Annotated in this window: 16 protein-coding genes; 12 read left to right on the top strand and 4 right to left on the bottom strand. The window is 70.4% G+C overall.

Annotation, left to right across the window (positions count from 1 at the left end):
* The first annotated feature begins 55 nt into the window (after positions 1-55).
* From OHS59_RS42790 to OHS59_RS42760, 7 genes are all read left to right on the top strand, one after another.
* On the top strand, positions 56-745 hold the full coding sequence (locus OHS59_RS42790; protein WP_328498734.1) for a hypothetical protein: 690 nt from the start codon (positions 56-58) through the stop codon (positions 743-745).
* Between the two features lie 261 nt (positions 746-1,006).
* Positions 1,007-2,011, top strand: coding sequence for a LacI family DNA-binding transcriptional regulator (locus OHS59_RS42785; RefSeq protein ID WP_328498733.1), 1,005 nt, complete (start codon positions 1,007-1,009; stop codon positions 2,009-2,011).
* 338 nt (positions 2,012-2,349) lie between these two features.
* A complete protein-coding gene (locus OHS59_RS42780) occupies positions 2,350-3,684 on the top strand; it encodes an ABC transporter substrate-binding protein (RefSeq protein WP_328498732.1) in 1,335 nt (444 codons plus the stop codon).
* A 7-nt stretch (positions 3,685-3,691) separates the two neighbouring features.
* On the top strand, positions 3,692-4,642 hold the full coding sequence (locus tag OHS59_RS42775; RefSeq protein WP_328498731.1) for a carbohydrate ABC transporter permease: 951 nt from the start codon (positions 3,692-3,694) through the stop codon (positions 4,640-4,642).
* Positions 4,639-5,496 carry a carbohydrate ABC transporter permease gene (locus OHS59_RS42770; protein ID WP_328498730.1) on the top strand — a complete coding sequence of 286 codons (858 nt, stop codon included), beginning with the start codon at positions 4,639-4,641 and terminating at the stop codon, positions 5,494-5,496. Before OHS59_RS42775 ends, OHS59_RS42770 begins: the two co-directional genes overlap by 4 nt.
* A 60-nt stretch (positions 5,497-5,556) precedes the next feature.
* Entirely contained in the window at positions 5,557-8,322 is a 2,766-nt protein-coding gene (locus tag OHS59_RS42765; protein ID WP_328498729.1) for an alpha-mannosidase, read from the top strand.
* Positions 8,323-8,403: 81 nt separating this feature from the next.
* The gene (locus OHS59_RS42760; RefSeq protein ID WP_328498728.1) at positions 8,404-11,391 is read left to right on the top strand and encodes a glycoside hydrolase family 2 TIM barrel-domain containing protein; all 2,988 of its coding nucleotides are present in this window, start codon (positions 8,404-8,406) and stop codon (positions 11,389-11,391) included.
* Positions 11,392-11,458: 67 nt separating this feature from the next.
* On the opposite strand, the gene OHS59_RS42755 is transcribed toward OHS59_RS42760, so the two are convergent.
* Both OHS59_RS42755 and OHS59_RS42750 read right to left on the bottom strand, forming a co-directional pair.
* Positions 11,459-12,754, bottom strand: coding sequence for an alginate lyase family protein (locus OHS59_RS42755; protein ID WP_443061681.1), 1,296 nt, complete (start codon positions 12,752-12,754; stop codon positions 11,459-11,461).
* A gap of 209 nt (positions 12,755-12,963) precedes the next feature.
* Positions 12,964-14,766 (bottom strand): coagulation factor 5/8 type domain-containing protein, encoded by a 1,803-nt coding sequence (locus OHS59_RS42750; protein ID WP_328498726.1) that lies wholly within the window; start codon positions 14,764-14,766, stop codon positions 12,964-12,966.
* Between the two features lie 401 nt (positions 14,767-15,167).
* Here OHS59_RS42750 and OHS59_RS42745 point away from each other — a divergent pair, with 401 nt between their 5' ends.
* The 5 genes from OHS59_RS42745 (at position 15,168) to OHS59_RS42725 (ending at position 23,023) form a co-directional block, all read left to right on the top strand.
* Positions 15,168-16,262 (top strand): DUF1996 domain-containing protein, encoded by a 1,095-nt coding sequence (locus OHS59_RS42745; protein WP_328498725.1) that lies wholly within the window; start codon positions 15,168-15,170, stop codon positions 16,260-16,262.
* A gap of 187 nt (positions 16,263-16,449) precedes the next feature.
* The gene (locus OHS59_RS42740) at positions 16,450-18,198 is read left to right on the top strand and encodes a discoidin domain-containing protein (protein ID WP_328498724.1); all 1,749 of its coding nucleotides are present in this window, start codon (positions 16,450-16,452) and stop codon (positions 18,196-18,198) included.
* A 76-nt stretch (positions 18,199-18,274) separates the two neighbouring features.
* Positions 18,275-20,734, top strand: coding sequence for a glycoside hydrolase family 3 C-terminal domain-containing protein (locus OHS59_RS42735; protein ID WP_328498723.1), 2,460 nt, complete (start codon positions 18,275-18,277; stop codon positions 20,732-20,734).
* A 144-nt stretch (positions 20,735-20,878) separates the two neighbouring features.
* The gene (locus OHS59_RS42730) at positions 20,879-21,922 is read left to right on the top strand and encodes a LacI family DNA-binding transcriptional regulator (RefSeq protein WP_328498722.1); all 1,044 of its coding nucleotides are present in this window, start codon (positions 20,879-20,881) and stop codon (positions 21,920-21,922) included.
* Between the two features lie 192 nt (positions 21,923-22,114).
* Positions 22,115-23,023 carry a glycoside hydrolase family 16 protein gene (locus OHS59_RS42725; protein WP_328498721.1) on the top strand — a complete coding sequence of 303 codons (909 nt, stop codon included), beginning with the start codon at positions 22,115-22,117 and terminating at the stop codon, positions 23,021-23,023.
* A 119-nt stretch (positions 23,024-23,142) separates the two neighbouring features.
* Here the strand turns inward: OHS59_RS42725 and OHS59_RS42720 are convergent, their stop codons facing one another.
* Positions 23,143-24,252 (bottom strand): hypothetical protein, encoded by a 1,110-nt coding sequence (locus OHS59_RS42720; protein ID WP_328498720.1) that lies wholly within the window; start codon positions 24,250-24,252, stop codon positions 23,143-23,145.
* 2 nt (positions 24,253-24,254) lie between these two features.
* A complete protein-coding gene (locus OHS59_RS42715) occupies positions 24,255-25,361 on the bottom strand; it encodes a hypothetical protein (RefSeq protein ID WP_328498719.1) in 1,107 nt (368 codons plus the stop codon).
* Between the last annotated feature and the right edge of the window lie 90 nt (positions 25,362-25,451).

Genomic DNA, 25,451 nt, shown 5'->3' with positions numbered 1-25,451 from the left:
GCTGGGTATTCCTCTCCCCAAGGATGACGACAGCGGCGTTGGGGGGACCGGCACTGTGGCACGCCTGTCATGGACGTCCAGCCCTCCCCGGTCGAGCAGGCGGCACACCGTGCGGCGGCTGCGGGCCCAGGGCCTCTACGGGCCCAGCTTCCGTGACGTCCTGCCCGGCCTCACCGGTGCGGTGGTGGTCGTGTGCGCGACCGTGGCGGCCCTCGCGGCCGGCTATCGCGCCGTCGGGATCCTCGCCCCGGTCGTCGGCGTCGGCGTCCTGAGCCTGGTGATCGCGGTGGCGGTGCGCCTCGGGCGTCCCGGAGCACGCCGTCGGCGCGGTCACTACACCTCGGACGAGCTGCGTGAACTCGACGTCCAGGGGCTCGCGTTGGCCGTCGCCCGGATGTTACGGAGGGACGGCTGGCGGGTCCGGCTGCTGCCTGCTCCCGACCGGCCGCGGCTGGACGCGCGGGACACGGAGGGCCGCCGGCTGAACGTGGCCTTTCGTCCGGTGGCGGAGCCGCTGCCCGACGAGGGCCTGCCGGATCCCCGCACGCACCGGGGCACTGCGGGACCCCGTCTTCAACTGGTGGTGCACCGGGGCGCCTTCAGGGAGCGTGACATCCGGTGGGCCCAAAGGCAGGGAGACACCCGACTGCTCGACGGTTCCGCGCTCGAACGATGGGCCCGGGGTGCGCGCCTGAGTGAACTGTTACCGGGCCTGTGGGACGACCCGTCGGCGAGCCGGCCCTGACGGATGCGCGCCGTCGGCATAGTTCCCGCTGTCGGCGAGCGCGCCGCGGTAGGCGCGTACCACGTCGGCGTAGGCCGTCGGCGCCCGGCTTCGGCCGGCGCTCGAAGGTGACGCGGTCCACCTCGTGACCGGGCGGCGCACTCCGCGGACCCGCCCGCGGGTGACACGTCGAGTCGAGGCCTCGCGTCGCCCCGTCAGCACGTACGTGCATACTCAGGCTTTGCGCGCGCACCGGCGTTCGCGAGAAGCAGGAGGTAGGCGATGGTGTCGACACCGGGTGCAGAGCCCCGGAAGGTCACGATCAACGACGTCGCCAGGTCCGCCGGGGTGTCCCGGCAGACCGTGTCACGGGCCCTCAACGACAAGGACGAGATCGACGGCGACACCAAACAGCGCGTACTGGACGCCGCCCGCGCGCTCGGCTACCGGCCGAGCCGGTTCGCCCGGGGCCTGGTCCGCCAGGACACCATGACCATCGGGCTGGTCATCCCCGACCTGCTCAACCCGTTCTTCACCGAGGTCGCGGCCGCCGCCCTGGAGGCCGCCCGGTCCCGTGGCTGGCATGTCGTCGTCTACGACACCGCCGACCGGCCGGAGGAGGAGCGCGGCACCCTCCAGGTGATCAGTTCGCAGGTCGACGCGGTCATCGGCTACTTCAGCTGCCCCGAGAGCGAACTGGAGACGTTCACCCGCGGCATGCCGGTGGTGCTCATCGGCCGCGAGGACAGGTCCACCCGGTTCAGCTCGATCCGGATCGACGGCCAGGAGGGCGTCCACGCAGCGATCGCGCACCTGGTCGCGAAGGGGCACACCCGGATCGGCATGCTCGACCACCACACCCGGGCCGAGCCGAGCATCCGCCACACCTGGTTCACGTCGGCCGCGGCGGCGCTCGGCATCGACGCCGGCATAGTGGTCGGCGCGGACCAGACGGCCGACGGCGGCGGCTCGGCGCTACGGGAGCTGCTCACCACGCATCCCGACGTCACCGCGGTCTTCACGTTCAACGACATCATCGCGATCGGCGCCCTGCGGGAAGCCCGCCGGCTCGGCAGGAACGTCCCACAGGATCTGGCGGTCATCGGCTTCGACGGCCTTCAGCTCGGGGCCCTGCTGGAGCCCCCGCTCACCAGCGTCGCCCTCGACACCCGGCAGCTGGGCGCGCTCGCCATCGAGCAGGTCGCACGGCTGCTGTCGGAACCGCCGCCACTCGCGGTCACCGACCTGGTCGTGCACGCGGAGCTGCGGCACAGCGGATCCGCCTAGGACCCCGCCGAGGGACCCGGTTAACCCGCCGGAAACCCGTCCGACTCGAATGTCTTGACATTGAACGGCGCCGAAGCGCAGACTTCCGAGCACTTCGCATTGCACCTCGCGACGTATCCCTGAGCTTCCCCGTGAGCGCTCCCGTGAGCGTTCACGGGACCGCTCACAAGCAGTCATAACCAGTTTTTTCGCCCCACCTCGCCACGGCGTTCGGCGCTTGAACCGACCTTGAACCGACACCGTTGCGGACTGTCCCTTCCACCCGCAGGGCGTTCCGCCCGAGGGATCAGCATCGAGCCGCCTAGCACCGTCGCTAGCCGTTGTCTGGAACGGAAAATATGAGCAACACAGTCACGCGCATCCGCCTCGCCGTCGTCGCCGCGGCCGCCGGAGTCCTCGTACTCGCCGGATGCTCGTCGTCCGACTCGTCGGGCAACTCGTCCGCGGCGTCCTGCGAGCCCGCCAAGGGCAAGGTGACACTCCAGTACTGGAACACGGTTCCGGGCATGGACGACGTCGTCGCCCTGTGGAACAAGAAGAACCCGGACATCCAGGTCGAGACGAAGAACATCTCCAACGACCAGTACGGCACCCTCGGCAACGCCCTCAAGGCGGACAAGGCGCCGGACCTCGCTCAGGTCGGCTACGACCAACTGCCCAACCTGCGCACGCAGAACGCCTTCGTGGACGCCTCCGACTGCTCGGCCGCCACCAAGGCCAAGTCGGCGTTCGTGCCGTGGACCTGGTCGCAGGCCAGCTTCGGCGACACCGGGGTGTTCGCCCTTCCGCAGGACACCGGCCCGATGGCGCTCTACGTACGCAGCGACATCTTCAAGAAGCACGACGTCGCCGTCCCCAAGACCTGGGACGAGTACGCGGTGGCCGCCGAGAAGCTGCACAAGGCCGACCCGGACCTCGACATCACGTTCTTCGACCCCAACAACGCCGAGTGGTTCAACGGCCTCATCTGGCAGAACAAGGCCAAGATGTACGGCTACTCCGGCGACAAGTGGCATGTCACCGTCGCGTCCGACGAGAGCAAGCAGGTCGCCGAGTACTGGCAGAAGCTGATCGCCGGCAAGCTCGTGCGCACCGACCTGGCCAACGGCTCGACGCAGATGTACGCCGCGTACCAGAAGGACCAGATCGCCAGCTATGTCGGCGCGGCCTGGGGCTACAGCATGTTCCGCGACAACCTGCCCAAGCAGGCCGGGAAGTGGAGCATCGTCCCGATGCCGACGTGGGGTGCGAACGGCGCCTCCGGCGACTGGGGCGGTTCGACCGTCGCGTTCATGAAGGGCGGCAAGCACCTCTACGAGTCGGTCAAGTTCAACACCTGGCTCAACACCGACCCCGAGGCCCTCGCCCTGGAGAACAAGCTGGGCGGTCTCTACCCGGCCGCCAACGCCGGACTCCAACTGCCCGCGCTCTCCAAGGGTGTTCCCTACTACAACAACGAGAAGATCTTCGATGTCTTCGCGGACTCGTCCAAGGACATCGACACCAGCTTCACCTGGGGTCCCACCCAGAAGACGGTGAACCTCGCGCTCCAGGACGCGATGGCCAAGGCCGCGGGCGGCGACGGCACCCTCACCGACGCGCTGACGGCCGCCCAGAACGCCGCGCTGAAGTCGATGAAGGACCAGGCGATCCCGGTCACGGCAGGCAAGTGATCGCGGCATGACCGACCTCGCGACCCGCGCGTCGACGCGTGTGGTGACGTCACCGGGGGGCCGCCGCCGTCTCAACGGCGGTGGCCCCCGGGCGGGCACCATCACCGCGTTCCTGATCCCCTTCTTCCTCCCCTTCGTGCTGTTCTACCTGGTACCGGTCGGCTACGCGCTCTGGCAGAGCTTCCGTGCCGTGCACCGCACCGGCGGCCAGTACGGCACCTCGTACACGAGCTTCGGCGGCTTCGAGCAGTACCAGAAGGTCTTCGAGAACACGGAGTTCTGGTCCAGCATCGGGCGCATCGGACTGTTCGGCGTCGTGCAGGTGCCGGTCATGCTGTTCGTCGCCCTGATCATGGCCCTGCTCCTCGACACTCCCCTGCTGAAGCTCAAGTCGGTCTTCCGTATGACCGCGTTCATGCCGTACGCCGTGCCCGGTGTCATCGCCGCGATCATGTGGTCGTATCTCTACTCGCCGCAGCTCAGCCCGGTCGTGGACCTGCTGAACGGCATCGGCCTGGACCCGGACTTCCTCGGCCCGGGAGCCGTGCTGTGGTCGGCGGCGAACATCTCCACCTGGCTGTGGACCGGCTACAACATGCTCATCATGTACTCGGCCCTGCAGTCGATCCCGCAGGAGCTGTACGAAGCCGCCAAGCTGGACGGTGCCAGCAACTGGGCCATCGCGTGGCGGGTCAAGGTGCCGATCATCGCCCCGTCGATCGTCCTCACCACGGTGTTCTCGATCATCGGCACCCTCCAGCTCTACGCGGAGCCGGCCGTGCTGCGGCAGATCTCCTCGAACATCTCCAGCACGTTCACGCCGAACATGCTCGCCTACGCGGTGGCGTCCGGGAACAACTACCAGCAGGCCGCGGCGATCTCGGTGGTCATCGCCGTCATCACCTTCGTCCTGAGCTTCGGATTCATGCGACTGACGTCGAAGAGGGCCGGCCTGTGAGCAACACATCCGTGAACCGCGAGAGCCGCGTCAGCCGCACGGCGGCCATGGCCCTGATGCTGCTGCTCGCGATCTACTTCCTGCTGCCGATCTACTTCCTCATCGTCGCGGCCACCAAGCCGCAGGGGGACCTGGCCACCACCAACGGGCTGGCGTTCTCGCACTTCAACCTGTTCGACAACCTGCGCGTCCTGTTCACCCGCAGCGACGGCATCTTCGGCCGGTGGGCCGTCAACACCGTGATCTACGCGGTGCTGGGCGCGGCCGTGGGCACGCTGATCTCCGCGCTGTGCGGATACGCGCTCGCCAAGTTCCGTTTCCGCGGGCGGGAGTTCCTCTTCTCCGTCATCCTCGGCGGCGTCCTCGTCCCCACCACCGCGCTCGCCCTCCCGCTGTTCCTGCTGTTCTCGGCGACCGGGATCGTCAACACCTATCTCGCGGTGTTCCTGCCCAGCATCGTCAGCCCGTTCGGCGTCTACCTGGCACGCATCTTCGCCAACGCCTCCGTCCCCCAGGAGCTGATCGAGTCGGCACGCCTGGACGGCGCGGGTGAGTTCCGCACCTTCTTCTCGGTGGCCTTCAAGCTGATGACACCGGCGCTGGTGACCATCTTCCTGTTCCAGTTCGTCGCCATCTGGAACAATTTCTTCCTGCCGATGGTCATGCTGCAGAAGGAATCCCTGTTCCCGATCACCCTCGGCCTGTACCAGTGGAACGGTCAGACCGCCCGGGCCCCACTGCTCCAGCAGTCCGTCATCACCGGCTCGCTGGTGTCGATCGTGCCGGTGATCATCGTGTTCATCCTCCTCCAGCGGTTCTGGCGCACCGGCCTCGCCGCCGGCTCGCTCAAGTAACCGCCCGCGCCCGCCGTTCCCCCGCCGCACGCCCGGCCAGCACAGAAGGTTCCTCCCGCCATGAGCAACTCCGCCGTCTTCGTGCCCCATTTCCACTGGGACCGGGAGTGGTACGAGCCGTTCCAGGTATTCCGGCACCGCCTCGTCGCCGCCCTCGACACCGTGCTGGAGACGGCCGAGGCGAACCCTGGCTTCCGCTTCACGGTCGACGGGCAGATGGCCGCGATCGAGGACTACCTGGAGATGCGGCCGGAGAACCGCGACCGGGTCGTCGCCCTGGTCACCGAGGGCCGGATCGCGATCGGGCCGTGGCTCATCCTGCTCGACGAGTTCCTCTGCTCCGGAGAGACCATCGTCCGCAACCTGCGGATGGGGTGGTCGGCCGCCGCGAAACTCGGCGGCGCGATGCCCGTCGGCTATCTGCCGGACATGTTCGGCCACGTCGCGCAGATGCCGCAGATCCTCGCGCGCGCCGGGTTCGAGCACGCGGCACTGTGGCGCGGTGTGCCCGCCGCCATCGAGGGCCATGCCTTCCGCTGGCGCGCTCCCGACGGCTCCGAGGTGCGCACCGAGTTCCTCTTCGACGGCTACGACAACGGCCTCGACGTCCTGCTCGTGCCCGACCGGGTCGGCCGCGCGCTGGGCGACTACGCGGAGATGACGGCCGCGCGATGGGGCTCCGATCCGGTCCTCGCGATGGCCGGTACCGACCACAACGCGCCCGACCCGGACCTCGCGGCCTGGCTGCGCCGGGCCTCCGGCGAGGGCCGGCCCATCACCATCGCGACCCTCGACGAATACCTCCGCGAGCATGTCCACGACGAGGTGTCGGCCGTCGTCACCGGCGAGTTGCGCAGCCATTCACGCGGCAACATCCTCCCCGGCGTGCTCTCCGTGCGGCTCGCTCTCAAGCAGCGGATGGCACTCGCCGAGCGCACGATCGACCACGCCGAGCGTATGAACGCCCTGTGGTCCCGGCGCGACGACTCGCCGTTCCTCGCCCTCGCCTGGCACAAGGTCATCGAGTCGACGGCGCACGACTCGGTGGTCGGTTCCGGCACCGACGAGACCTGCGACCAGGTCGCCGCACGCCTCGCGGAGGCCGCTCAGACCGCGCGCGCCGTCCGGGACGCGGCGCTCGCCGAACCCGCGGGGCTGGTGCCGAGCGACGGCCACCTGATCGCCAACCCGCTGCCGTTCGAGCGCACCACGCTGGTCGAGGTGGACGTCGTCGCCCCGCCGGAGGGTTCGAGCCTGGTCGCGACCCTCGCCGACGGCTCGGCGCACCCCGTGCAGCTGGTCTCCGAGGCACCGACGGTGCTGAGCGACGAGCGCATGGACGCCTCCCGGCTCGAACGCGTGCTGCGCCGTATCCACCGCCGTGAGCTGTTCGGCCGGCTCATCGACCACTACGAACTCACTCCCGGCTCGCTCGTCTTCCATCTCGCCGAGGTCCCCGCCGAGGGGCCGTTCGACCTGCTGATCCTGCGCCGCGAGGTCGCCGCCGCGGCTGCCGCGCATCCGGGTGAGTGGCGGGTGCTGACGGTGGAGGAGGCCCGGGCCACCGCACTGGTCCCCGTGAAGGTCCCCGCTTCCGGGCTGACCGCCTTCCGGGTCGAGCCGCGCGAGACCTCCGCTGCCGCACCGGCCTCGTACGCGCCCTCGACAGCGGCGGATCGCACGCTCTCCAACGGTCTGGTCGAGGTCACGGTCGCCGCGGACGGCACGCTGGACATCGCCGGTGCCGACGGGACCGTGCTGCGCGGCGTCGGTCGCCTCGTCGACGGCGGTGACCGTGGCGACAGTTACAACTACGCTCCCCCGGCGCACGACGTCCTCGTCCAGGACCCGACGGAGATCACCGTCGATCTCCTTGAGGACGGCCCCCTGCGGTCGCAGCTGCGGGTCACCCGCGTCTACGCGTGGCCCGTCGCCCTGTCCGACGACCGCGACCTGCGCGACGGACGGACGCTGCCGACCCCGGTGGAGACGCTGGTGGAGGTACGGGCCGGTGAACCGTTCGTGCGCGTCCGCACCTCGTTCCTCAACCGGTCCGCGGATCACCGGCTGCGCTTCCACGTGCCGCTGCCCGAACCGGTGGCCACGTCCTCGTCCGCAGGACAGTTCGCCGTCACCGAACGCGGTCTCACGGCCGAGGGCGGCTGGGGCGAGTTCCCGCTGCCGACCTTCCCCGCCGGTACGTTCGTGTCGGCGGGCGCCGCCACGGTCCTGCTCGACCACTCCAGCGAGTACGAACTCGTCGGCGACGGCGCCGAACTGGCCATCACGTTGCTGCGGGCGATCGGCTCGATCAGCGTCAACATCCATCCCCTGCGCGACGAGCCCGCGGCGAGCGAGATCCCCGTACCGGGTGCGCAGGACCTCGGCATGCGCGTCGAGAACCGGTTCGCCGTCGTCCCGTCCGCCGCCGGCTGGCGCGGGGCGGACGCGGTCGCGCTCGCCGAGGAGTTCCGCAACGACGTGCTCGTCACGCGCGGGACCGCACCCGCCGGGGGCCAACTGCCGCCCGACGCGGGCGGGTTGCGCGTCGACGGTCAGGACGTGCTGGTGTCCGGCGTCCGCCGTGTCACCGACGCCGAGTCCGGGACCGGGGCGAGTGCCGGGACCGGTGTCGAGACCGGGACCGGGATCGAGGTGCGGCTGGTGGCGATGCGCGACAGTGCGTCAACCGTCCGCGTGACGGGCGCGTTCTCAGAGGCCACCACCGTGGATCTGCTCGGCCGACCCCTCTCCCGTACCGAGGCGGCGAACGAACTCGAACTCGCCCTCGGTCCATGGGAGATCCGCACGGTCGTACTCCGATAGGCCACCTCCTGTCGAGGACCGCCGTGGCACCTCGTAGCTCCGTCGTAGTCGTATGTGACACACAGAAAGAGTCGTGACCTCTTGTCCACCGAGCTCTCCCCCCATGTTTCGGACATCTCGCCGGGGCGCGGCGCACTGCGCCCGGCGCGTTCGTGGCTGCGCTCCGACGCGCCCTCGCGTTCGCTGAACGGGCCCTGGCGCTTCCGGCTGTCGCCCACGGCGTCGGGCCCGGAGGACTTCGCGGCCGACGGCTTCGACGACCACGGGTGGGACAGCATCCCCGTGCCCTCCCACTGGGTGCTGGAGGGCGACGGAGCCTACGGCCGGCCGATCTACACGAACATCCAGTTCCCCTTCCCGATCGACCCGCCCCACGTCCCGGACGAGAACCCGACCGGTGACTACCGCCGGCACTTCGACGTTCCCGCCGACTGGTCCGACGCCGAGCGTGTGGTGCTGCGCTTCGACGGCGTCGAGTCGCTGTTCCGGGTGTGGGTCAACGGCTCGGAGATCGGCAGCGCGAGCGGGAGCCGGCTCGCCCACGAGTTCGACGTCACCTCCGCGGTGCGCACGGGCGACAACGTCGTCGCCGTACGGGTGCACCAGTGGTCGGCGGCCAGTTACGTCGAGGACCAGGACCAGTGGTGGCTGCCGGGCATCTTCCGCGATGTCACGCTCGTCGCCCGCCCCGTCGGAGGCATCGAGGACGTCTGGCTGCGGACCGGTTTCGAGCACGGTGCCGGGCGGGCCGGGCGGGTCGAGGCGGAGATCACCGCCGACGCCGCCGCGTTCCCGGTCACCCTGCGCATCCCCGAGCTCGGCGTCGAGCACGTCTGGGCCACCCCGGCCGACGTGGCCCCCCTCGACGTCGCCGGTGTCGAGCCCTGGTCGGCCGAGCGGCCCCGCCTGTACGACGTCACCGTGTCCACGGCCGCGGAGAGCATCGCGCTGCGGGTGGGATTCCGTACGGTCGAGATACGCGGCGACCGGTTCCTGGTCAACGGCCGCCGTGTCGTCTTCCACGGGGTGAACCGGCACGAGGCGCACCCCGAGCGGGGCCGCGTCTTCGACGAGGAGCACGCGCGCGAGGACCTGGCCCGTATGAAGCGGTTCAACGTCAACGCCATCCGCACCAGCCACTACCCGCCGCACCCCCGGCTGCTCGACCTGGCCGACGAACTCGGCTTCTGGGTGGTCCTGGAATGCGATCTGGAGACGCACGGCTTCGAGAAGCTCGACTGGACCGGCAATCCGAGTGACGACCCGGCGTGGCGCGAGGCCTACCTGGACCGCATCCGGCGCACCGTCGAGCGGGACAAGAACCATCCCAGCATCGTGATCTGGTCGCTGGGCAACGAGTCGGGTACCGGCGGCAATCTGGCGGCCATGTCGGCATGGGTCCACGCCCGCGATCCGGAACGTCCCGTGCACTACGAGGGCGACTACACCGGCGAGTACACCGACATCTACTCGCGCATGTACTCGTCGGTGCCGGAGACGGAGCAGATCGGAGCGGACGGCGCGCGTTCCGCGCTGCTGAACTGCACGCCCGCGCAGAGCGCCCGGCAGCGCACCAAGCCGTTCCTGCTGTGCGAGTACGCGCACGCGATGGGCAACGGGCCGGGCGCGTTCGACCAGTACGAAGCCCTCGTACGACGGTATCCGCGACTGCACGGCGGGTTCGTGTGGGAATGGCGCGACCACGGCATACTCGCCACGGCCCCGGACGGGAGGGACTACCACGCCTACGGCGGCGACTTCGGAGAGGTCGTGCACGACGGCAACTTCGTGATGGACGGCATGCTGTTGAGCGACGACGTCCCCACCCCCAGCCTCCACGAGTTCAAGGCGGTCGTTCAGCCGGTCGAGTTCACCTTCGACGGCGAGAAGGTCGAAGTCACCAGCCTGCGGCACACGGCCGACACGTCCGACCTGCGTTTCCGCTGGCGTTTCGAACACGACGGAACCCCTGTCGCCTCCGGCGAGTTGGAGGTGCCCGTCGTCGCCGCGGGCGAGTCGGCGTGGGCGCCGCTGCCTCCGGTCGCCGTCGTCCCCGACGCCGAGACGTGGCTGACGATCGACGCGACGACGGCGGTGACGACGTCCTGGGCGCCCGCGGGACATGTGATCGCCACGGCCCAACTGGACTGCTCCGCACGCCGTCCCGTGCCCGCCGTCCGCTCCCGGGACGACTGGCGGCCGGGCGACGGGAACCTGTCGCTCGGTACGGCCGAGTTCACCGGCGGCTCGCTCAGCCGCCTCGCAGGCCGCGAGGTGACCGGGCCGCGGCTGGAGCTGTTCCGCGCGCCGACCGACAACGACGAGAGCCCGTCCGACGGCGTCGAGGACAGCGACGACAGCATCGCCGGGGTGTCCAGCGCCGACCTGTGGCGTCGTGACGGCCTCGACCGGCTGACGACACGGCGCGTCCTCGTGGAGCACACCACGGACGCGCTGCGCACCCTCGACAGGGTCTCCGCCGCGAACTCCGTGTCATGGGTGATGGTGGAGTCCGTGTGGTCGGTCGAGGACGCTGAGCTGGAACTGCGCGTGGAGATAGAGCCCTCGCGCGGCTGGCGCACGGTGTGGCCCCGGATCGGTATCCGCTTCGAGCTGCCCGACGGCACGGCTGCCGTCGACGGGGCGACGTGGTTCGGTCTGGGACCGCTGGAGTCGTATCCCGACAGTCTCCGGGCGGCTCGCACGGGCCGGTTCTCCTCGACGATCGGAGACCTCTCGGTCGACTACGCGCGCCCGCAGGAAACGGGGCACCGCTCCGAGCTGCGTCGGCTGACACTGGTGAGCGGCGACGCCGAGGTGCTGCGCGTCGAGGCCCTGCCCGACGCCCGGGGGCGTCGGCCCGGCTTCACGCTCAGCCGCCACACCCCCCAGCAGATCGCCCTCGCGCAACACCCCTTCGAGCTGGGCGAGTCGACGACGAGTCACCTGATCATCGACGCGGCCCAGCACGGTCTCGGCTCGCGGACGTGCGGGCCGGACGTGTGGCCCGAGTTCGCACTGCGCCCGGAAGCGCGCACGATCAGGTTGCGTATATCCACGGCGGGTTGAGAGTCGGCCGCGACTCACCGAGTGACCGCCGACGAACCCCGTCGCCGGTCACTCGGTGGGCTGTGGATCAGCCGGTTATGGAGTCGAGTTGCTCCGCCGCGGGTCGTAGGGCCCACAGGTCTCCGCCCGGCGGTTCCTCCAGCAGCGGCACGGCCTTCCTTGCCGCACCGTCGCCCGCGTCCGCCGCCGCGTGGACGACGTCGCTTGCCGCGAACCGGCGGAATTCCAGCTCGGGGTGCGGCCAGACGGCGCGTCCCGTCGCCGCGGGAAGCAGGTAGCGCACGGCTTTGAAGAGACTTTGTCCGTCCGGTCCCCGGTAGCGCCACAGGTCCACGCCGACGTGCTGCCCGATCGCGGCGAGTCTGGTGTACGCGACGAGGTCGAAGGTCGAGTAGTGCCAGCTCCTGGTCCGGGCGAGCTCCTGCGGCTGGCTCCCGTCCGCCGCGATCTGGGGAGCGATCCGCGTGCCGGCCGCGTCGCGCACGGTCCGGCGGGCCAGGTCCTGGTCGCCGGTCGCGGAGGCGAGGCCTGCCACCAACAGGTCGTAGAACGTGCCGTGGTTGTTCGCCGCGGCCCCTTCCTGCTTGCCGAAGTCACTGTTCGTCAGCCAGTCGAGGAAGTCGCTGTTCCACTGCCTCATGCCGATCCGGTCCGCGCCGGTCCAGGCGGGGGCGCCGGACTGGAGAATCGCGACGGCGTCGAGGACCGCGGTGTAGGACTGCGAGAAGTCGATGATGCCGATGGCCCGGCCGTCGTACTTGCACGGGATGAACTGTGCGTGCTGGAGGTCCGGGTTCATCCGTGTGGCGGGGGCCAGGAACCAGGTCCGCAGGATCTGTGCGGCCTTCTGGGCGTACTGCCGCTTCCCCGTGTAGTGCCAGGCGAGCGCGAGGTCGTACGACGAGTCGAAGACCTTCTCCAGATCCAGCCGGTCGGTGCCCGTGTCGACCTCGGGATTGCGCTCACCGTCCCGCTGCACGTACGGGCAGCCCCAGGGGTTGTCGGCGGTGGGTGACTGGCTGGGCCACCAGTAGGGGGCCTGGCTCAGATAGTCGTGGACGTCGCCGCTCGGTGCGGGCCTGGGCTTGTCGACGACCGTCCAAGGGCCCTGATCGAGCCATTTGTCGGCCCGCCCGGTCAGATTCGTGACGGCTCTTCGAAGCCGGGGGTCGCCGTGCTGGAAGCGGACCTTGGTCTGCTGGAGCCGCCCGCCGTCGAGGACGACGGTCCTGGGCTGTGCGGTCCCGGGCGGCGCCGTCCTCGGGTGGGCCGCCGTCGGGTGGGCGGAGGCGGCCGGGGTCAGCAGGCCGACGAAAAGGGCCACTGCCGTCAGCACCGCGACCCGGCGAAGTCGGTTGTCCATCGATACTCTGCCCATCGATCCTCGTTCGTGTAGGCGAATGAAGTTCACGGATGGAGACGATGTGAGGTTAGGGGCGACGCCGGGAGTTGGCAATGGATCTGCGGCTCCGGGAGTGAGGTGGAGGGAATGCACAGCCGTCCCGCCTTCGCCCCCGCGATCGGGGACGGAGACGGGACGGCATGACGCACGGACGGCGGGCGGGTGCCCGTTCAGGGATACGAGACCACCGTGGACGGCACCGTGGACGTGCCCGAGGTGGGTGCCCCGATGTCGTTGATGACGTGGGCGTACTGACCCGCGCCTCCGAGCGAGACGACGAGGAGGTTGTGGAACTTCACGCCCCCGTTGTTCGGGGCGGCGAAACCGTGGTGCTGGATGATCGTCGGGTCGACGTTGTAGTAGCAGTAACTGCCCAGCCCCCAGCCCTCGTGGGAGGTCACGGAGTCGGCCACCTTGTACGCGGCGTAACCCCTGAGGGAGCCGTTCTGGATGGCGGCCTGGTTCGGGGCGTCGTAGGCCTTCTCGTTCTGGAAGAAGATGGTGCGGCCCCGCTGGCCGTTCCACTGGACGTCGTACTTGTTGAAGTGCTCCACGAACAGACCGGTGGCGAGGACGTCGTCGCCGTTCACGACGACGCCGTAGTCGGCCCGGTTGGTCTCCCAGCCGACCCCGGTGCCGTGGTCGGCACGCCACACCCAGGTGTGGTCGACGATGGTGTGCCGGCTGTTGATCACCATGCTGGTGGTGGCCTTGCCCGCGCCCGCCCCGCCGATGCGGATGAAGACGTCCTGCACGGTGGTCGGGTTGGCGGAGTGGTCCTGCGTGGCGCCCCGGACGCCGACTTCGAGCAGCGTGGCGGAGTTGACCGGACCGGCGTCGATGAGGAATCCGGCCAGCCGTACACCGTCGACGTCGGCGACCTTGAGCGCCGTGACGCCGCTGTCCGGGATGAGGGTCGCGTACCCCAGGCCGAGGACCACGGTGTTGGCCCGGTTCACCTGGACCGGCTGGTTCAGGTGGTAGATGCCGGGCGTGAACAGGAGGTGGAGCCCTTCGGTGAGGGCCTGGTTGAGGGTGGCTGCGGACACGCCGGGCTTGGCCACGTAGAACTGCGACAGCGGCAGCGACGTACCCCTCGGGGTGCCGTTGCCCCACGTGACGCCGCGCGCGTTGGTGCGCTTCTCCGGCAGGAAGACTCGGTACTCGCTGCCGTTCAGATACAGGAACGGCTTCTCGCGGGACACGGGCGTCGTGTTGAGCGTCGTGTACGGCGGGTTCGGGAAGCTCTGCGCGGGGGCACCCTCGACGCCGGAGAACACCATGTTCCACACGGCGTTGGTCCAGCCGCCGACGGAGCTGTCGCGGGTGTACCACTGCTGCTGCGAGTACGGTCCGACCTGGCCGTCGATGCGGCTGTCCGCGATGTAGCCGCCGCTGGCCCAGCCGTAGCCGTTCGGGGCGAGGTTGAGACCGCCGCGGACGTGCATACGGCGGAAGGGGGCCGCCTGCGCCACGGCCCAGCGGTTGGTGCCGTTGACCGGTACCAGCGCCAGGTTCTCCGCCGAACGCCAGAAGTTCTGGGTGGCGTTGCCGTTGAACCAGCCCGCGTCGACGGTCACGTCACCGTTGATGGTCGTGTCGTCGGGCGACAGGCCGAGGCCGGCGATGGAGGTGTAGAAACCGAGCTGGGCGTTGAGGCCGTTGTACGTGCCGGGCTTGAAGAACAGCGCGTAGCGGCCGGTGCCGAACTGCGCCGACTCCTGCTGCCGGAACACCTCGTCCAGCTTGGCCTGGATCCCGCCGGTGGACGGGTCGAAGACGATGACGTTCGGGCCGAGATCGCCACCGCCGGGCAGCGCACGCGCGGATTTCGGCGCGGCGGGGGCGGCCGACGCCGGTGTGGCCAGGCCGGACAGGGCCGAACCGGTCGCCACGGCGGCAGCGGCACCGAGAACGGTTCGACGGCCCACGGTGGGTCGGGGCGTGGGGGAATCCATGGGGGCAGCGGACATGGGCGCGACTCTCCTGGTTCAGGAAACGAACGGTGGGGGGTTGGGGGAGCGCTCTCTCGCCGTTGCATGCTTCATCCGTGTGAACCGCGCGTCAAGAGTTGCGACCGGAGTAGCGGAAGTTGCTGCTCACCATTCAGTAAGTCCTGCGCTTTCAGGCGTATTTGACTGACTTTCACCTGACTGGTGGCTGATCTTCCGCTCGGTGGCGTGTTCAAGAGGTAATCAAGAGAAACCAGCCGCCCCTTCCGTCAGATCTCTTGACACTCTTGTGCTCCCGCCTCAACACTCCGTCACGGGAGAGCGCTCTCCCGCTGGTCTCCCAAGGATCTCCCGCTTGCGCGGCCCGTCTCACCGGCCGCCCCCGCACACCACTCCCCCATCGACGTCTTCAGGAGGTCTCCATGCCACGGAGATCGCAGATCGTCTCAGGAAGCCTGATCGCCGGCGCCCTACTGCTGACCACACTCGGTCTGGGCGGCGTAGCGGCCACCGCCGGCACACCCCCAGCCCCGGACGACGCTTCGGCGGTGTTCGCCGTCAAGCACGCGGGCCACACCATGGCGGTGTCGACCGCCGCCTCCCCCGAGGACCCGGACGGTGACGGCTACATCCCCGCGAACCCGCCGGTGACCGGTGTCCAGCCGTCCACGAAGGAACCGCCCCACCGCTACTTCCACGAGTTCCAGGCCAACTGTTCGGTGAGCCACACCAAGCCGGACGACCCGATCGTCTATCCGCAGCAGCCGGGCAAGTCCCACGACCACACCTTCATGGGCAACCGGTCGACGAACGCGAACAGCACGACGGACTCGCTCGGCGGGTCCACCACCACCTGCAACGCGCCCGGTGACAAGTCCGGTTACTGGATGCCCACGCTCTTCAAGGGGGACCAGCCCGTACGGCCCGTCGGCCCGCAGGTCATCTACTACAAGGCGGGCGTCACCGACTACACGAGTGTGCGGTCCTTCCCCAAGGGGCTGCGGTTCCTCGTGGGCAGCCCGACCCAGAGCGCGGCGGAGTTCCGTGCGCACCGCGGTTTCGTCGAGGGCTGGGAGTGCGGCGACAGCTTCTTCAACGTCGAGTTCCCGAAGAACTGCCCAAGCCGTCCGGACGTCCAGCTCAACATCCGCTTCCAGGCGCCCAGTTGCTGGGACGGCCGGTACCTGGACACACCGGACCACAAGAGCCACATGTCCTATCCCGTGGTCAACCCCGGAACGAACAACAACATCTGCCCGGCGAGCCACCCGGTCGCCCTGCCGATGATCGAGTTCAAGATGGCCTTCCCCGTCAACGGCGATCTTTCCCAGGTCAGGCTGGCCAGCGGGCCGAGCTGGTCGTTCCACTACGACTTCTTCAACGCCTGGGACGCGCCCACCCTCAACGCGCTGGTCGGCCACTGTGTCGTCGGCGGCCTGCAGTGCGACGCGCGCGGCTACGACCAGACACACCCTGAAGCAGGGGCGGCGCTGAACGAGAACTACGAGCTTCCCTGAGCCGAGCCCTGTCCTCTGCGGGCCGAGCCCTGTCCCGTCCGGGGCCGAGCTCTGCCGCGCACCGGGTCCAGCCCGCTCTCGTACAGGGCTCAGCCCTGCCCAGTGCCGGGCGGCCGGACCGGAACACCCCGCCACGGTCCGGCCGCCCCTCCAACTCCCCCCACACACACGCATCGGAGGCCCCCACATGAGCCCACCACTGTCCCGCACGCGCCGTCTCGCGGCGCCCCTCACCGCGGGGCTGCTGGCCGCAGGCGTCCTCTCCCTGCCCGCGCAGCAGGCGCACGCCGCCGGCAGCGTCGTCCGGGTCACCGGTTCCCAGGGCAACTGGCAGCTGACCGTGGACGGCAGCCCGTACCAGGTCAAGGGTCTGACCTGGGGCCCGGCCGTGGCGGACGCCGGACGGTACATGCCCGACGTCAGATCCATGGGCGTCAACACCATCCGCACCTGGGGCACCGACGCCTCCAGCAAGGCGCTGTTCGACTCCGCGGCCGCGAACGGCATCAAGGTCGTCGCCGGGTTCTGGCTGCAGCCCGGCGGTGGTCCTGGCAGCGGCGGCTGTGTGAACTACCTGACGGACACGGCGTACAAGAACCAGATGCTCGACGAGTTCCCCAAGTGGGTCCAGGAGTACAAGGACCATCCCGGTGTGCTGATGTGGAACGTCGGCAACGAGTCGGTGCTCGGCCTGCAGAACTGCTACAGCGGTGACGAGCTGGAACAGCAGCGCAACGCTTACACCACCTTCGTCAACGACGTCACGAAGAAGATCCACGGGATCGACCCGAACCACCCGGTCACCTCGACCGACGCCTGGGTCGGCGCATGGTCCTACTACAAGAGGAACGCACCCGACCTCGACCTGTACGCGGTCAACGCCTACAACGCCGTGTGCGACATCAAGTCAGCCTGGGAGCAGGGCGGTTACACCAAGCCGTACATCGTCACCGAGAGCGGTCCGGCGGGCGAGTGGGAGGTACCCGACGACGCCAACGGGGTCCCCCAGGAACCCACCGACCAGGCCAAGGCCGAGGGATACACCAAGGCGTGGGGCTGTGTCACCGGGCACCGGGGGGTCGCGCTCGGCGCCACGATGTTCCACTACGGCACCGAGTACGACTTCGGCGGGATCTGGTTCAACCTGCTGCCCGCCGGACAGAAACGGCTGTCGTACTACGCGGTCAAGCGGGCGTACGGCGCCGACACCTCGCGCGACAACACTCCCCCGGTGATCTCCGCCCTGTCCGTCGAGGGCGACGCGGGCAAGGTGCAGGCCGGGCGTGACCTGACGTTGTCGGTCAGGGCGAGCGACCCGAACGGGGACGCGATCTCGTACGAGGTGCTGGAGAACAGCATGTACGTCGACCGGAGCGGGCAGCTCACCGCGCGCCCGCACACCGACCTCGGGGGCGGCCGGCTGAGGGTCACCGCGCCGGACCGGCCCGGTGTCTGGAAGATCTACGTCAAGGCCACGGACGGCAGGGGCAACGTCGGCGTCGAGACGCGCTCCGTCCGCGTGGTGCCGCCGACGGTCGACGGGACCAACCTCGCCCTGAACAAACCGGCGACCGCCTCCTCGTACCAGACGGGCGGCGGCGACTGCCCCTGCACCGCGGCCGGCGCCGTGGACGGGAAGAACGACACCCGCTGGGCCAGCGACTGGAGCGACCCGCAGTGGTTGCGGGTGGATCTCGGCACGAGCCGGGCGTTCCGGCATGTGCAGCTGGTCTGGGAGACCTCGTACGCCAAGGCGTACACGATCCAGACGTCGGACGACGGTCAGAACTGGCGGACCGTGCGCGAGGTGACCGACGGCAACGGCGGAGTCGACGACTTCGACGTCTCGGGCACCGGCCGCTACGTCCGCGTCAACGGCACGGCGCGCGGCACCGGTTGGGGCTACTCCCTGTACGAGTTCGGCCTCTACAGCTGATCGCTCTGCGGGCGGTCGGTCGGAGCAGGTGGCCGACCGGTCCGTGGAGCACACATGAAGGGACGAACGGGCGAGGATGACCGAGGACGATCTCGACCGGTTGCTCGACAAGCTGACGCTGCGGGCCAAGGTCCGGCTGCTCAGCGGGGCGACCACCTGGCGTACCCCGGCCGAACCGGCGGTCGGTCTGCGGGAGTTGGTGATGTCGGACGGCCCGGCGGGCGTGCGCGGCGAGTCGTGGGACGAGCGGCGGACCGCACTGCTGCTGCCGTCGGCGTCGGCGCTCGGCGCCACGTGGGACGACGGCCTGGTCGAGCGGCTCGGCACACTCCTCGCCGCCGAGGCCCGGCGCAAGGGCGTGGACGTGGTCCTCGCGCCGAACCTCAATCTGCACCGCAGCCCCCTCGGCGGGCGGCACTTCGAGTGCTTCTCGGAGGATCCCGAGCTCACCGGCCGTGTCGGCGCCGCGCTGATCCGCGGGATTCAGGCGCAGGGCGTCGCCGCCGCGGCCAAGCACTACGTGGCCAACGACTCCGAGACCGAGCGGCTCACCGTCGACGTGCGGGTGGGCGAGCGGGCGCTGCGGGAGGTGTATCTCGCGCCGTTCGAAACCGCCGTCGCCGCCGGGGTGATGGTCGTCATGGCCGGCTACAACGCGGTCAACGGCCCTACGATGACGGCGAGTCCGTTGCTGTCGGACCCGCTGAGGAGCGAATGGGGCTTCGACGGGGTGGTGGTCTCCGACTGGGGGGCCGCGCGCAGCACGCTCGACTCCGCACGGGCCGGTCTCGACCTCGCGATGCCGGGGCCCGAGGGCGTCTGGGGCGCGGCCCTCGAACGGGCCGTGGAGGACGGCAGCGTCCCGGAGTCCGCCGTCGACGACAAGGTGCGGCACCTGCTCCGGCTCGCGGCGCGCACCGGGGCACTCGGCGAACCGGTCCCACAGCCTCCGTACAGGTCGACGGGGGTACGCCCGGGTGACGCCCGGGCTCAACTGCGGCGCGCGGCCGCTGCGGGCGCGGTCCTGCTGACCAACCGGGGCGCGCTCCCCCTGGGACGAGAAGTGCGGACCGTCGCCGTCATCGGGGCGCACGCCGCACGCACCCGTACACAGGGCGGGGGCAGTGCGGGTGTCTTCCCGCGGCGCGAGGTGTCCGTCCTGGAGGGGCTACGGGACCTGCTGCGCGGGCGGGCCGAGGTGGTCCATGCCCCCGGCCCGGCCCCCGACGAGCCCGCCCCGCCGCTGGGCGCGAACCCGCCCGGGGATCGGCGCGAGCACCTGTGCACGGATCCGCGGTCGGGCCTGCCCGGGGTCCTGCTGCGCGTACTCGACCCGTCGGGAGCGGAACTGCACGCCGAACACCGCTTCACCGCCCGGCAGTTGGAGCCACCCCTCGTCCCCGGCGCTCACACCGTCGAGATCAGCGCCCGGCTGCACCCGCAGGTGTCCGGCGACTGGACCCTGGGCATCGCGGGCTTCGGGCGGATACGGCTCAGCCTGGACGGACACGTCCTGCTGGACGACGAGTTCCCGAGGCGGACGGACGATCCGGCACACGTGCACGTGAACCCGCCGGTGCACACCGCCGTGGCGCAACTGAGCGCGAGACAGGACGCCTTGCTCGTTGCACGGCGTGAACTCGCGCCCGGCACCGGCAGAGCGACGATCGTGAGCGCCGCCCCGCCGCGCCCCGACGTCCCGTGGTCCATCACCGAGGCGGCCCGTACCGCCGGTGCGGCGGACGCGGCCGTCGTGGTGGTGGGGACCACGGAGCACAGCGAGTCGGAGGGATACGACCGCTCCGACCTGGCGCTGGGAGACGCTCAGAACGCTCTGGTCCGGGCGGTGGCCGCCGCCAACCCCCGTACGGTGGCCGTCGTCAACAGCGGCGGCCCGGTCGAACTCCCGTGGCGCGACGAGGTGGGCGCTCTGCTGCTTGCCTGGTTCCCGGGACAGGAGGGGGGCGGCGGCCTGGCCGACGTACTCCTGGGACGGGCCGAACCGGGCGGGCGCCTGCCCACCACCTGGCCGGTCGCACTCTCCGACGCTCCGGTCAGCCGTACACAGCCGGTCGGGGGCCGGCTCGACTACGACGAGGGCCTCCACGTCGGCTACCGCGCATGGCTCCGCCAACAACGCACTCCGGCCTACTGGTTCGGCCACGGACTCGGCTACACCAGCTGGGCCTACGAGGAGCTGACGGGGCCGAACGAGATCGCTGCCGGGGAGCCGTTCACCGTGCAGGTCACGGTACGCAACACAGGATCACGGGCGGGGCGTGAGGTCGTTCAGCTCTACCTGTCGCGGCCCGGCGTCGAGGTGGAGTACCCGCACCGGTGGCTCGCGGGATACACCGCGGTACGCGCGAAGCCCGGTGAGACGGTGACCGCGTCGGTGCACGTCCCGGCCAGGGCCCTGCGCCACTGGTCCGCCGGGGACGGGGCGTGGCGTACGGAACCGGGGCCGTGCCGGGTGCTCGTGGGGTGCTCGGCGGGTGACCTCCCGCTGGCCCTCGGCGTGGAGGTACTGGCGTGAAAGTACTGCCGTGAGTGGGAGGAGAGGTGCCCGGGTGCGAGGGTGAACTGGGAAGCGGGTGAAGGGTTGAGGGGTGAGCGGATGGTCCGGCGCTCTGGGAGAGCGCTCTATGCCGTCCGTGAGCCGTGCCGTTAGGGTGCGGTCATGAGCAGACAGGCCGCCCCGACCCTGGAGGATGTCGCCCGGGAGGCGGGCGTCTCCCGCGCGACCGTGTCCCGCGTCATCAACGGTGTCCGCAACGTCGACCCCGCCATCCAGGAGACGGTCCGCCAGGCGATCAGCAGAACGGGGTACGCGCCCAATCAGGCGGCCCGATCACTGGTGACCCGGCGTACCGAGACCGTGGCGCTCGTGGTGTCCGGTGCCGGGGACGTCTCGGACGAGGAGCAGAACGCGTTCGCCGCACGGGTGTTGGCGGACCCGTTCTTCGGCCGGGTGGTGAGCGGGGTCGTCGGCCATCTGCGTCCGCGTTCGATGCATCCGGTCCTCATGTTCGCCGAGACCGCCGAGGCGCGGCAGGACGTGGTGACGTATCTGCGGCAGGGCAGCGCGGACGGGGCTCTCGTGGTCTCGACGCACGCGGACGATCCGCTGCCCGCGCTGCTGGCCGGGGCGGGGCTGCCCGCGGTGCTGTTCGCCCGCCCCTCCCGGCCGGTCGCGCTCAGCTATGTCGACCTCGCCCACCGGGACGGCGGGCGGTTGGCGGCCGAACATCTGCTGGGCCGGGGCTGCCGACGGATCGTCACCGTGTCGGGGCCGCTGGCCGTGTCCGCGAGCCAGGAGCGGCTGGCCGGGTTCCGCGACACGATGGCCCGTCACGGGCACGCGTACGTTCCGCTCGTCCAGGGCGGCTTCACCGTCGACAGCGGCATGGCGGCGATGACGGAGCTGCTCGCCGAACACCCGGACGTGGACGGGGTGTTCGCGGCCAACGATCTGATGGCTCAGGGGATATGCCAGGTGCTGCGGGAGCGGGGGCGCCGGGTGCCGCACGATGTGGCGGTCGTCGGGTTCGACGATTCCAGCGTGGCGGTCACCTGCCGGCCGCCGCTGACCACCGTCCGACAGCCGGTCGAGGACATGGCGGGGGCGATGGCCCGGCTGCTCGCCGAGCACATCAGGGGCGTGCGCACGGAGCCGACCGCGATCATTTTCGACCCTGAGCTGGTGATTCGGGAATCGGCGTAGGGCCGGTTCCGCTGTACGGCTCGCCCGTCCGGATTCCCGGCGGTGACGGGGATGGCGCCGGCCGGTCCCACGGGCGAGGATGTTCTCTCGTAACGCGGCGTCCTCCCGGACGGTTCCAGGCGTTCGGTGTCTGGCTCCTCGACCGGGTGGACGACTCCGGCAGCCGGGCAGTCGAGAGCCGAGGAGTCCGTGATGGGTTCGCACGCGGCGCCACACCGCTTGAGGCCCCGCTTCCTGCTGGTGTCCGTGACGGTCGTGCTCGTGGCCGCGCTCCTGTGGCTCCCCCGTGCGGACGGTGCGCCCGCGTCGGCCGACGCCTGCGGCTTCACGGCCGTACGCCTGCCCCGCGGGGACTGCGGCCCCTTCTGGCAGGTCCTCGCGGAGGACTTCAACGGCGACCGCGTGCCGCTCGGTTCGTTCAGCGACTGCGATCACCACGTAGACACCTCTGCCGCCTACTGCGGAGGGCTGCGCGGTACGTTCCTCGACAACTGGTGGGCGTACCCGACCGGTTGGCCCGACACGGCCGAGAGCCGGGGCCGGAAGGTGGTGGGCGTGTACCACCCGGAGGACACCGTGGGCGTGGGTCCGGCGGCGAACGGCGACGGACGCATGTTCATCCGGATGTGGCGTCCGGCCGACGGCGGCCCCGTCCACTCCGCGGCGGTGGTGCCCCGCGCGGTGATGGGCATGGCCTACGGCAAGTACTCGGCACGCATCAAGGTGACGAAGGCGGCGCCCGGGTACAAGTCCGCCTGGCTGCACTACGGCGGGGGATGCGAGATGGACCATCCCGAGGGTGAGTGGACGGGCGAGCTCTCGTCCTTCCACCATCCGTGCGGGGGCGGCGAACAGGGCTACTTCCCGGGCGGCGACGACTGGACCGACTGGCACACCGTGTCCACGGAATGGACCCCCGGCCATGTGCGGTTCTTCGTCGACGGCCGCGAGACGGGCCACGACACCCGCGGCGTACCGGACGTCCCGCTCTCCTGGGTGATGCAGAACGAGAGCGCCCTGGAGGGACCCGGGGCAGCGCCCGGCAGCAGCGCGCAGATCGACATCACGTGGGTGGCCGCGTACGCGTGGGGATGGAAGTGACCCGCGGGCCCACCACTCCCGCCCGGCCCGCCCACCTGGGTCTCGGTGGCCCGCCCACCTGGTTCACCCGGCGTGCCCGGCTCTGCCGGTTCGGGGGTCCGCCGTTGCGGGGCCTCTTCTCAGCCGAACCGCAGGATGCGCGGGGCGAAGGTGCCTTCGGGGCCGTCGGCGCGGCCGACCGACCACACCGTCTCCGTACCCGGCACAGGTGCCAGCCGCAGCACCCAGGAGTCGCCCTCCCCGACGACCGCCGGTTCGCCGTACTCGGTGAACGACTGGCCGTTCCAGGCGAGGAAGTCCGGCCCGGGTACCAGCGGCGGACTGCTGCCTTCCGGGCCCCACTTCTGCGAGCGGGCCACCGAGACCCAGCCGAGCGTGCCGGACGGGGTGGGGGTCAGCGAGCTGATCGAGCCGAAGTCCGTGGGTACGGGCACCTGGCTCCACGTCTGCCCGTCGAAGCGGACGAGCAGGGGCGGAATCGGCCGGCCCGGCGGGCCGCCGACGAACCCGGCCGTGCCGCCCGCCCACACCTCCGTCGGTGAGACCGCGAGCACGCTGCTCACGGCCGAGCGCGGGAATCCGTCCACGATCGTCTGCTGCCACGTCTGCCCGTTCCAGTGCGACACGGCCGCACCCGAGGCGGTGGCGCCCGCGGCCCAGACGTCGTCGGCCGCCAGGATGTGCAGGCCGTGGACGGATCCCGGCGGCACCGGCACGTCCTGCCAGCCGCGCCCGTCCCGGCGCAGCAGTACCTGCGCGCCGTCCCGCGAACCGATCAGCCAGGTCTCGCCGCCGCCGGCGACGGCTCTGGTCAGTACGACACCGGCCGGCGGCCGGCTCTCGTTCCAGCCGTTGCCGTCGTGGCGGAGCAGGTGGGCGCCGCCCGCCGCGTCACGGCCGACCGCCCACACCGAGGTCGGTGAGGTCGCGGCGATGGACAGCAACTCTCCCTGCCAGCGGCTGCCGGGCAGGTTCTCGCGCTGCCAAGCGGTTCCGTCCCAGCGCAGCATCAGCGGGAAGCCCGGCGCCTCGCGGCCGACGGCGTCGGCACCCACCGCCCACGCCCGGTCCGGCCCGAACGCGACGGCTTCGTTCAGTGCCGCCTGCGGGCGAACCTGTGCCGGGACCGGAACGTGTTGCCAGGACCGGGTCTCCGCCGCGGCCGATGCCACGATGGTGACGATGGTGACGGCGACAGCGAGGGCCGCGACGAGAAGTCTTCGTGCCATGGTCATCCTTCCAGCCGCTCGCTCATCAGGTTCGGTTTCGAGCCGTAGATCTCGACGGTCCCGAAGGACAGGAGTGCGGGGCCGGCCTTCGCCAGTGCCCGCGGTTCGACGTCGATCGCGTTCGCGCGTTCCGGTCCGTAGGAGAAGGTGGTGCGGCGTCCGTCCACGCGGGCGTACCTGGACTGGAACGCGCGGTCGCTGCGTACCGGCAGCCACAGCGCGCCGTCCGGGCCGCGCACCATGGCCTCGGTGTAGGTGTCGCCCAGCGGTGGGTGCGTGGTGCGCCAGGCGTTCCCGTCGCTGTTCGAGGTCATCAGGTAGGTGCGGGCCACGCCGTCGGTGTACCGGCTGCCGCCGATCGTGACCCGGCCGGACAGTTCGAGCAGGATCGTGTGCACGTTGCTGTCGGGCGGCAGCGGCACCTGCGCGTCCCGCCACACCGTGCCGTTCCAACGCAGCACGGAGGTCCCGGTGCCGGTGTCCGCCCAGGCCCACGCGTCGGTGGCCGTACGCGCGGTGATTCCCATCAGGTAGAGCACACCGTCCGGGGTGGACTGTGCGGTCCAGCCGGAACCGTCGTAGTGCAACACCTTCAGCCCGGTGTCGTCCTCCCCGACCACCCACGCGGCACCCGGTACGGCGGCGAAGTCCTGGTAGGTCCACAGGGTCTGCGGCAGCGGGACGGCGCTCCACTCCCCCGGCTCCCCCGGCGCTCCCGCCGACCGGCGCAGGATCTCCCCCGCCCCGTCGCGGTTGTGGAAGATCCACACTTCCTTGCCGACGAACTGCACTTTGCCGAGCAGGCCCGGCTCACCGGCGCCGGGGAAGGCCGTGTCCCGGCTCCACACCGTGCCGTCCCACCGGTACAGCATCGGCCGCAGTCCATCGGCGGCCTGCTCGTACCCCGTCGCCCATGCCTCGTCCGGTCCGCGGGCGGCGAGATCGGACACGGTCACCGGCGGGGCCGCGGCGGGCACCGGCAGCGCCGACCAACTCGGTGTCGCAGCACGGGCCGACGTCACAACCGCCGGCGTCACGGCCACGGCCGGAGACATCGACGCGGCACACGCAAGCACCAGGCAGACGATGACCGCGCGAAGACCGTTCACGAGTCCTCCAGAGTCACGAGTGCCCCAGAACGCGAAGGTCGCACAGCCTATGGGCGTGCGCACACCCATGAACAGACGGCAACCGGCCAC

It is taken from the genome of Streptomyces sp. NBC_00414, from assembly GCF_036038375.1.
GTDB lineage: Bacteria > Actinomycetota > Actinomycetes > Streptomycetales > Streptomycetaceae > Streptomyces.
The sequence above is the reverse complement of the archived record's forward strand: the minus strand, read 5'-3'. Positions and strand labels throughout refer to the sequence as shown.

Excerpts from the sequence above, each read along its gene's own strand:
- OHS59_RS42725 (WP_328498721.1), top strand. The coding sequence starts at position 22,115 with ATGGGTTCGCACGCGGCGCCACACCGCTTGAGGCCCCGCTTCCTGCTG.
- OHS59_RS42720 (WP_328498720.1), bottom strand. The coding sequence starts at position 24,252 with ATGGCACGAAGACTTCTCGTCGCGGCCCTCGCTGTCGCCGTCACCATC.
- OHS59_RS42730 (WP_328498722.1), top strand. The coding sequence starts at position 20,879 with ATGAGCAGACAGGCCGCCCCGACCCTGGAGGATGTCGCCCGGGAGGCG.
- OHS59_RS42740 (WP_328498724.1), top strand. The coding sequence starts at position 16,450 with ATGAGCCCACCACTGTCCCGCACGCGCCGTCTCGCGGCGCCCCTCACC.
- OHS59_RS42735 (WP_328498723.1), top strand. The coding sequence starts at position 18,275 with ATGACCGAGGACGATCTCGACCGGTTGCTCGACAAGCTGACGCTGCGG.
- OHS59_RS42745 (WP_328498725.1), top strand. The coding sequence starts at position 15,168 with ATGCCACGGAGATCGCAGATCGTCTCAGGAAGCCTGATCGCCGGCGCC.
- OHS59_RS42785 (WP_328498733.1), top strand. The coding sequence starts at position 1,007 with ATGGTGTCGACACCGGGTGCAGAGCCCCGGAAGGTCACGATCAACGAC.
- OHS59_RS42765 (WP_328498729.1), top strand. The coding sequence starts at position 5,557 with ATGAGCAACTCCGCCGTCTTCGTGCCCCATTTCCACTGGGACCGGGAG.
- OHS59_RS42775 (WP_328498731.1), top strand. The coding sequence starts at position 3,692 with ATGACCGACCTCGCGACCCGCGCGTCGACGCGTGTGGTGACGTCACCG.
- OHS59_RS42750 (WP_328498726.1), bottom strand. The coding sequence starts at position 14,766 with ATGTCCGCTGCCCCCATGGATTCCCCCACGCCCCGACCCACCGTGGGC.
- OHS59_RS42780 (WP_328498732.1), top strand. The coding sequence starts at position 2,350 with ATGAGCAACACAGTCACGCGCATCCGCCTCGCCGTCGTCGCCGCGGCC.
- OHS59_RS42755 (WP_443061681.1), bottom strand. The coding sequence starts at position 12,754 with ATGGACAACCGACTTCGCCGGGTCGCGGTGCTGACGGCAGTGGCCCTT.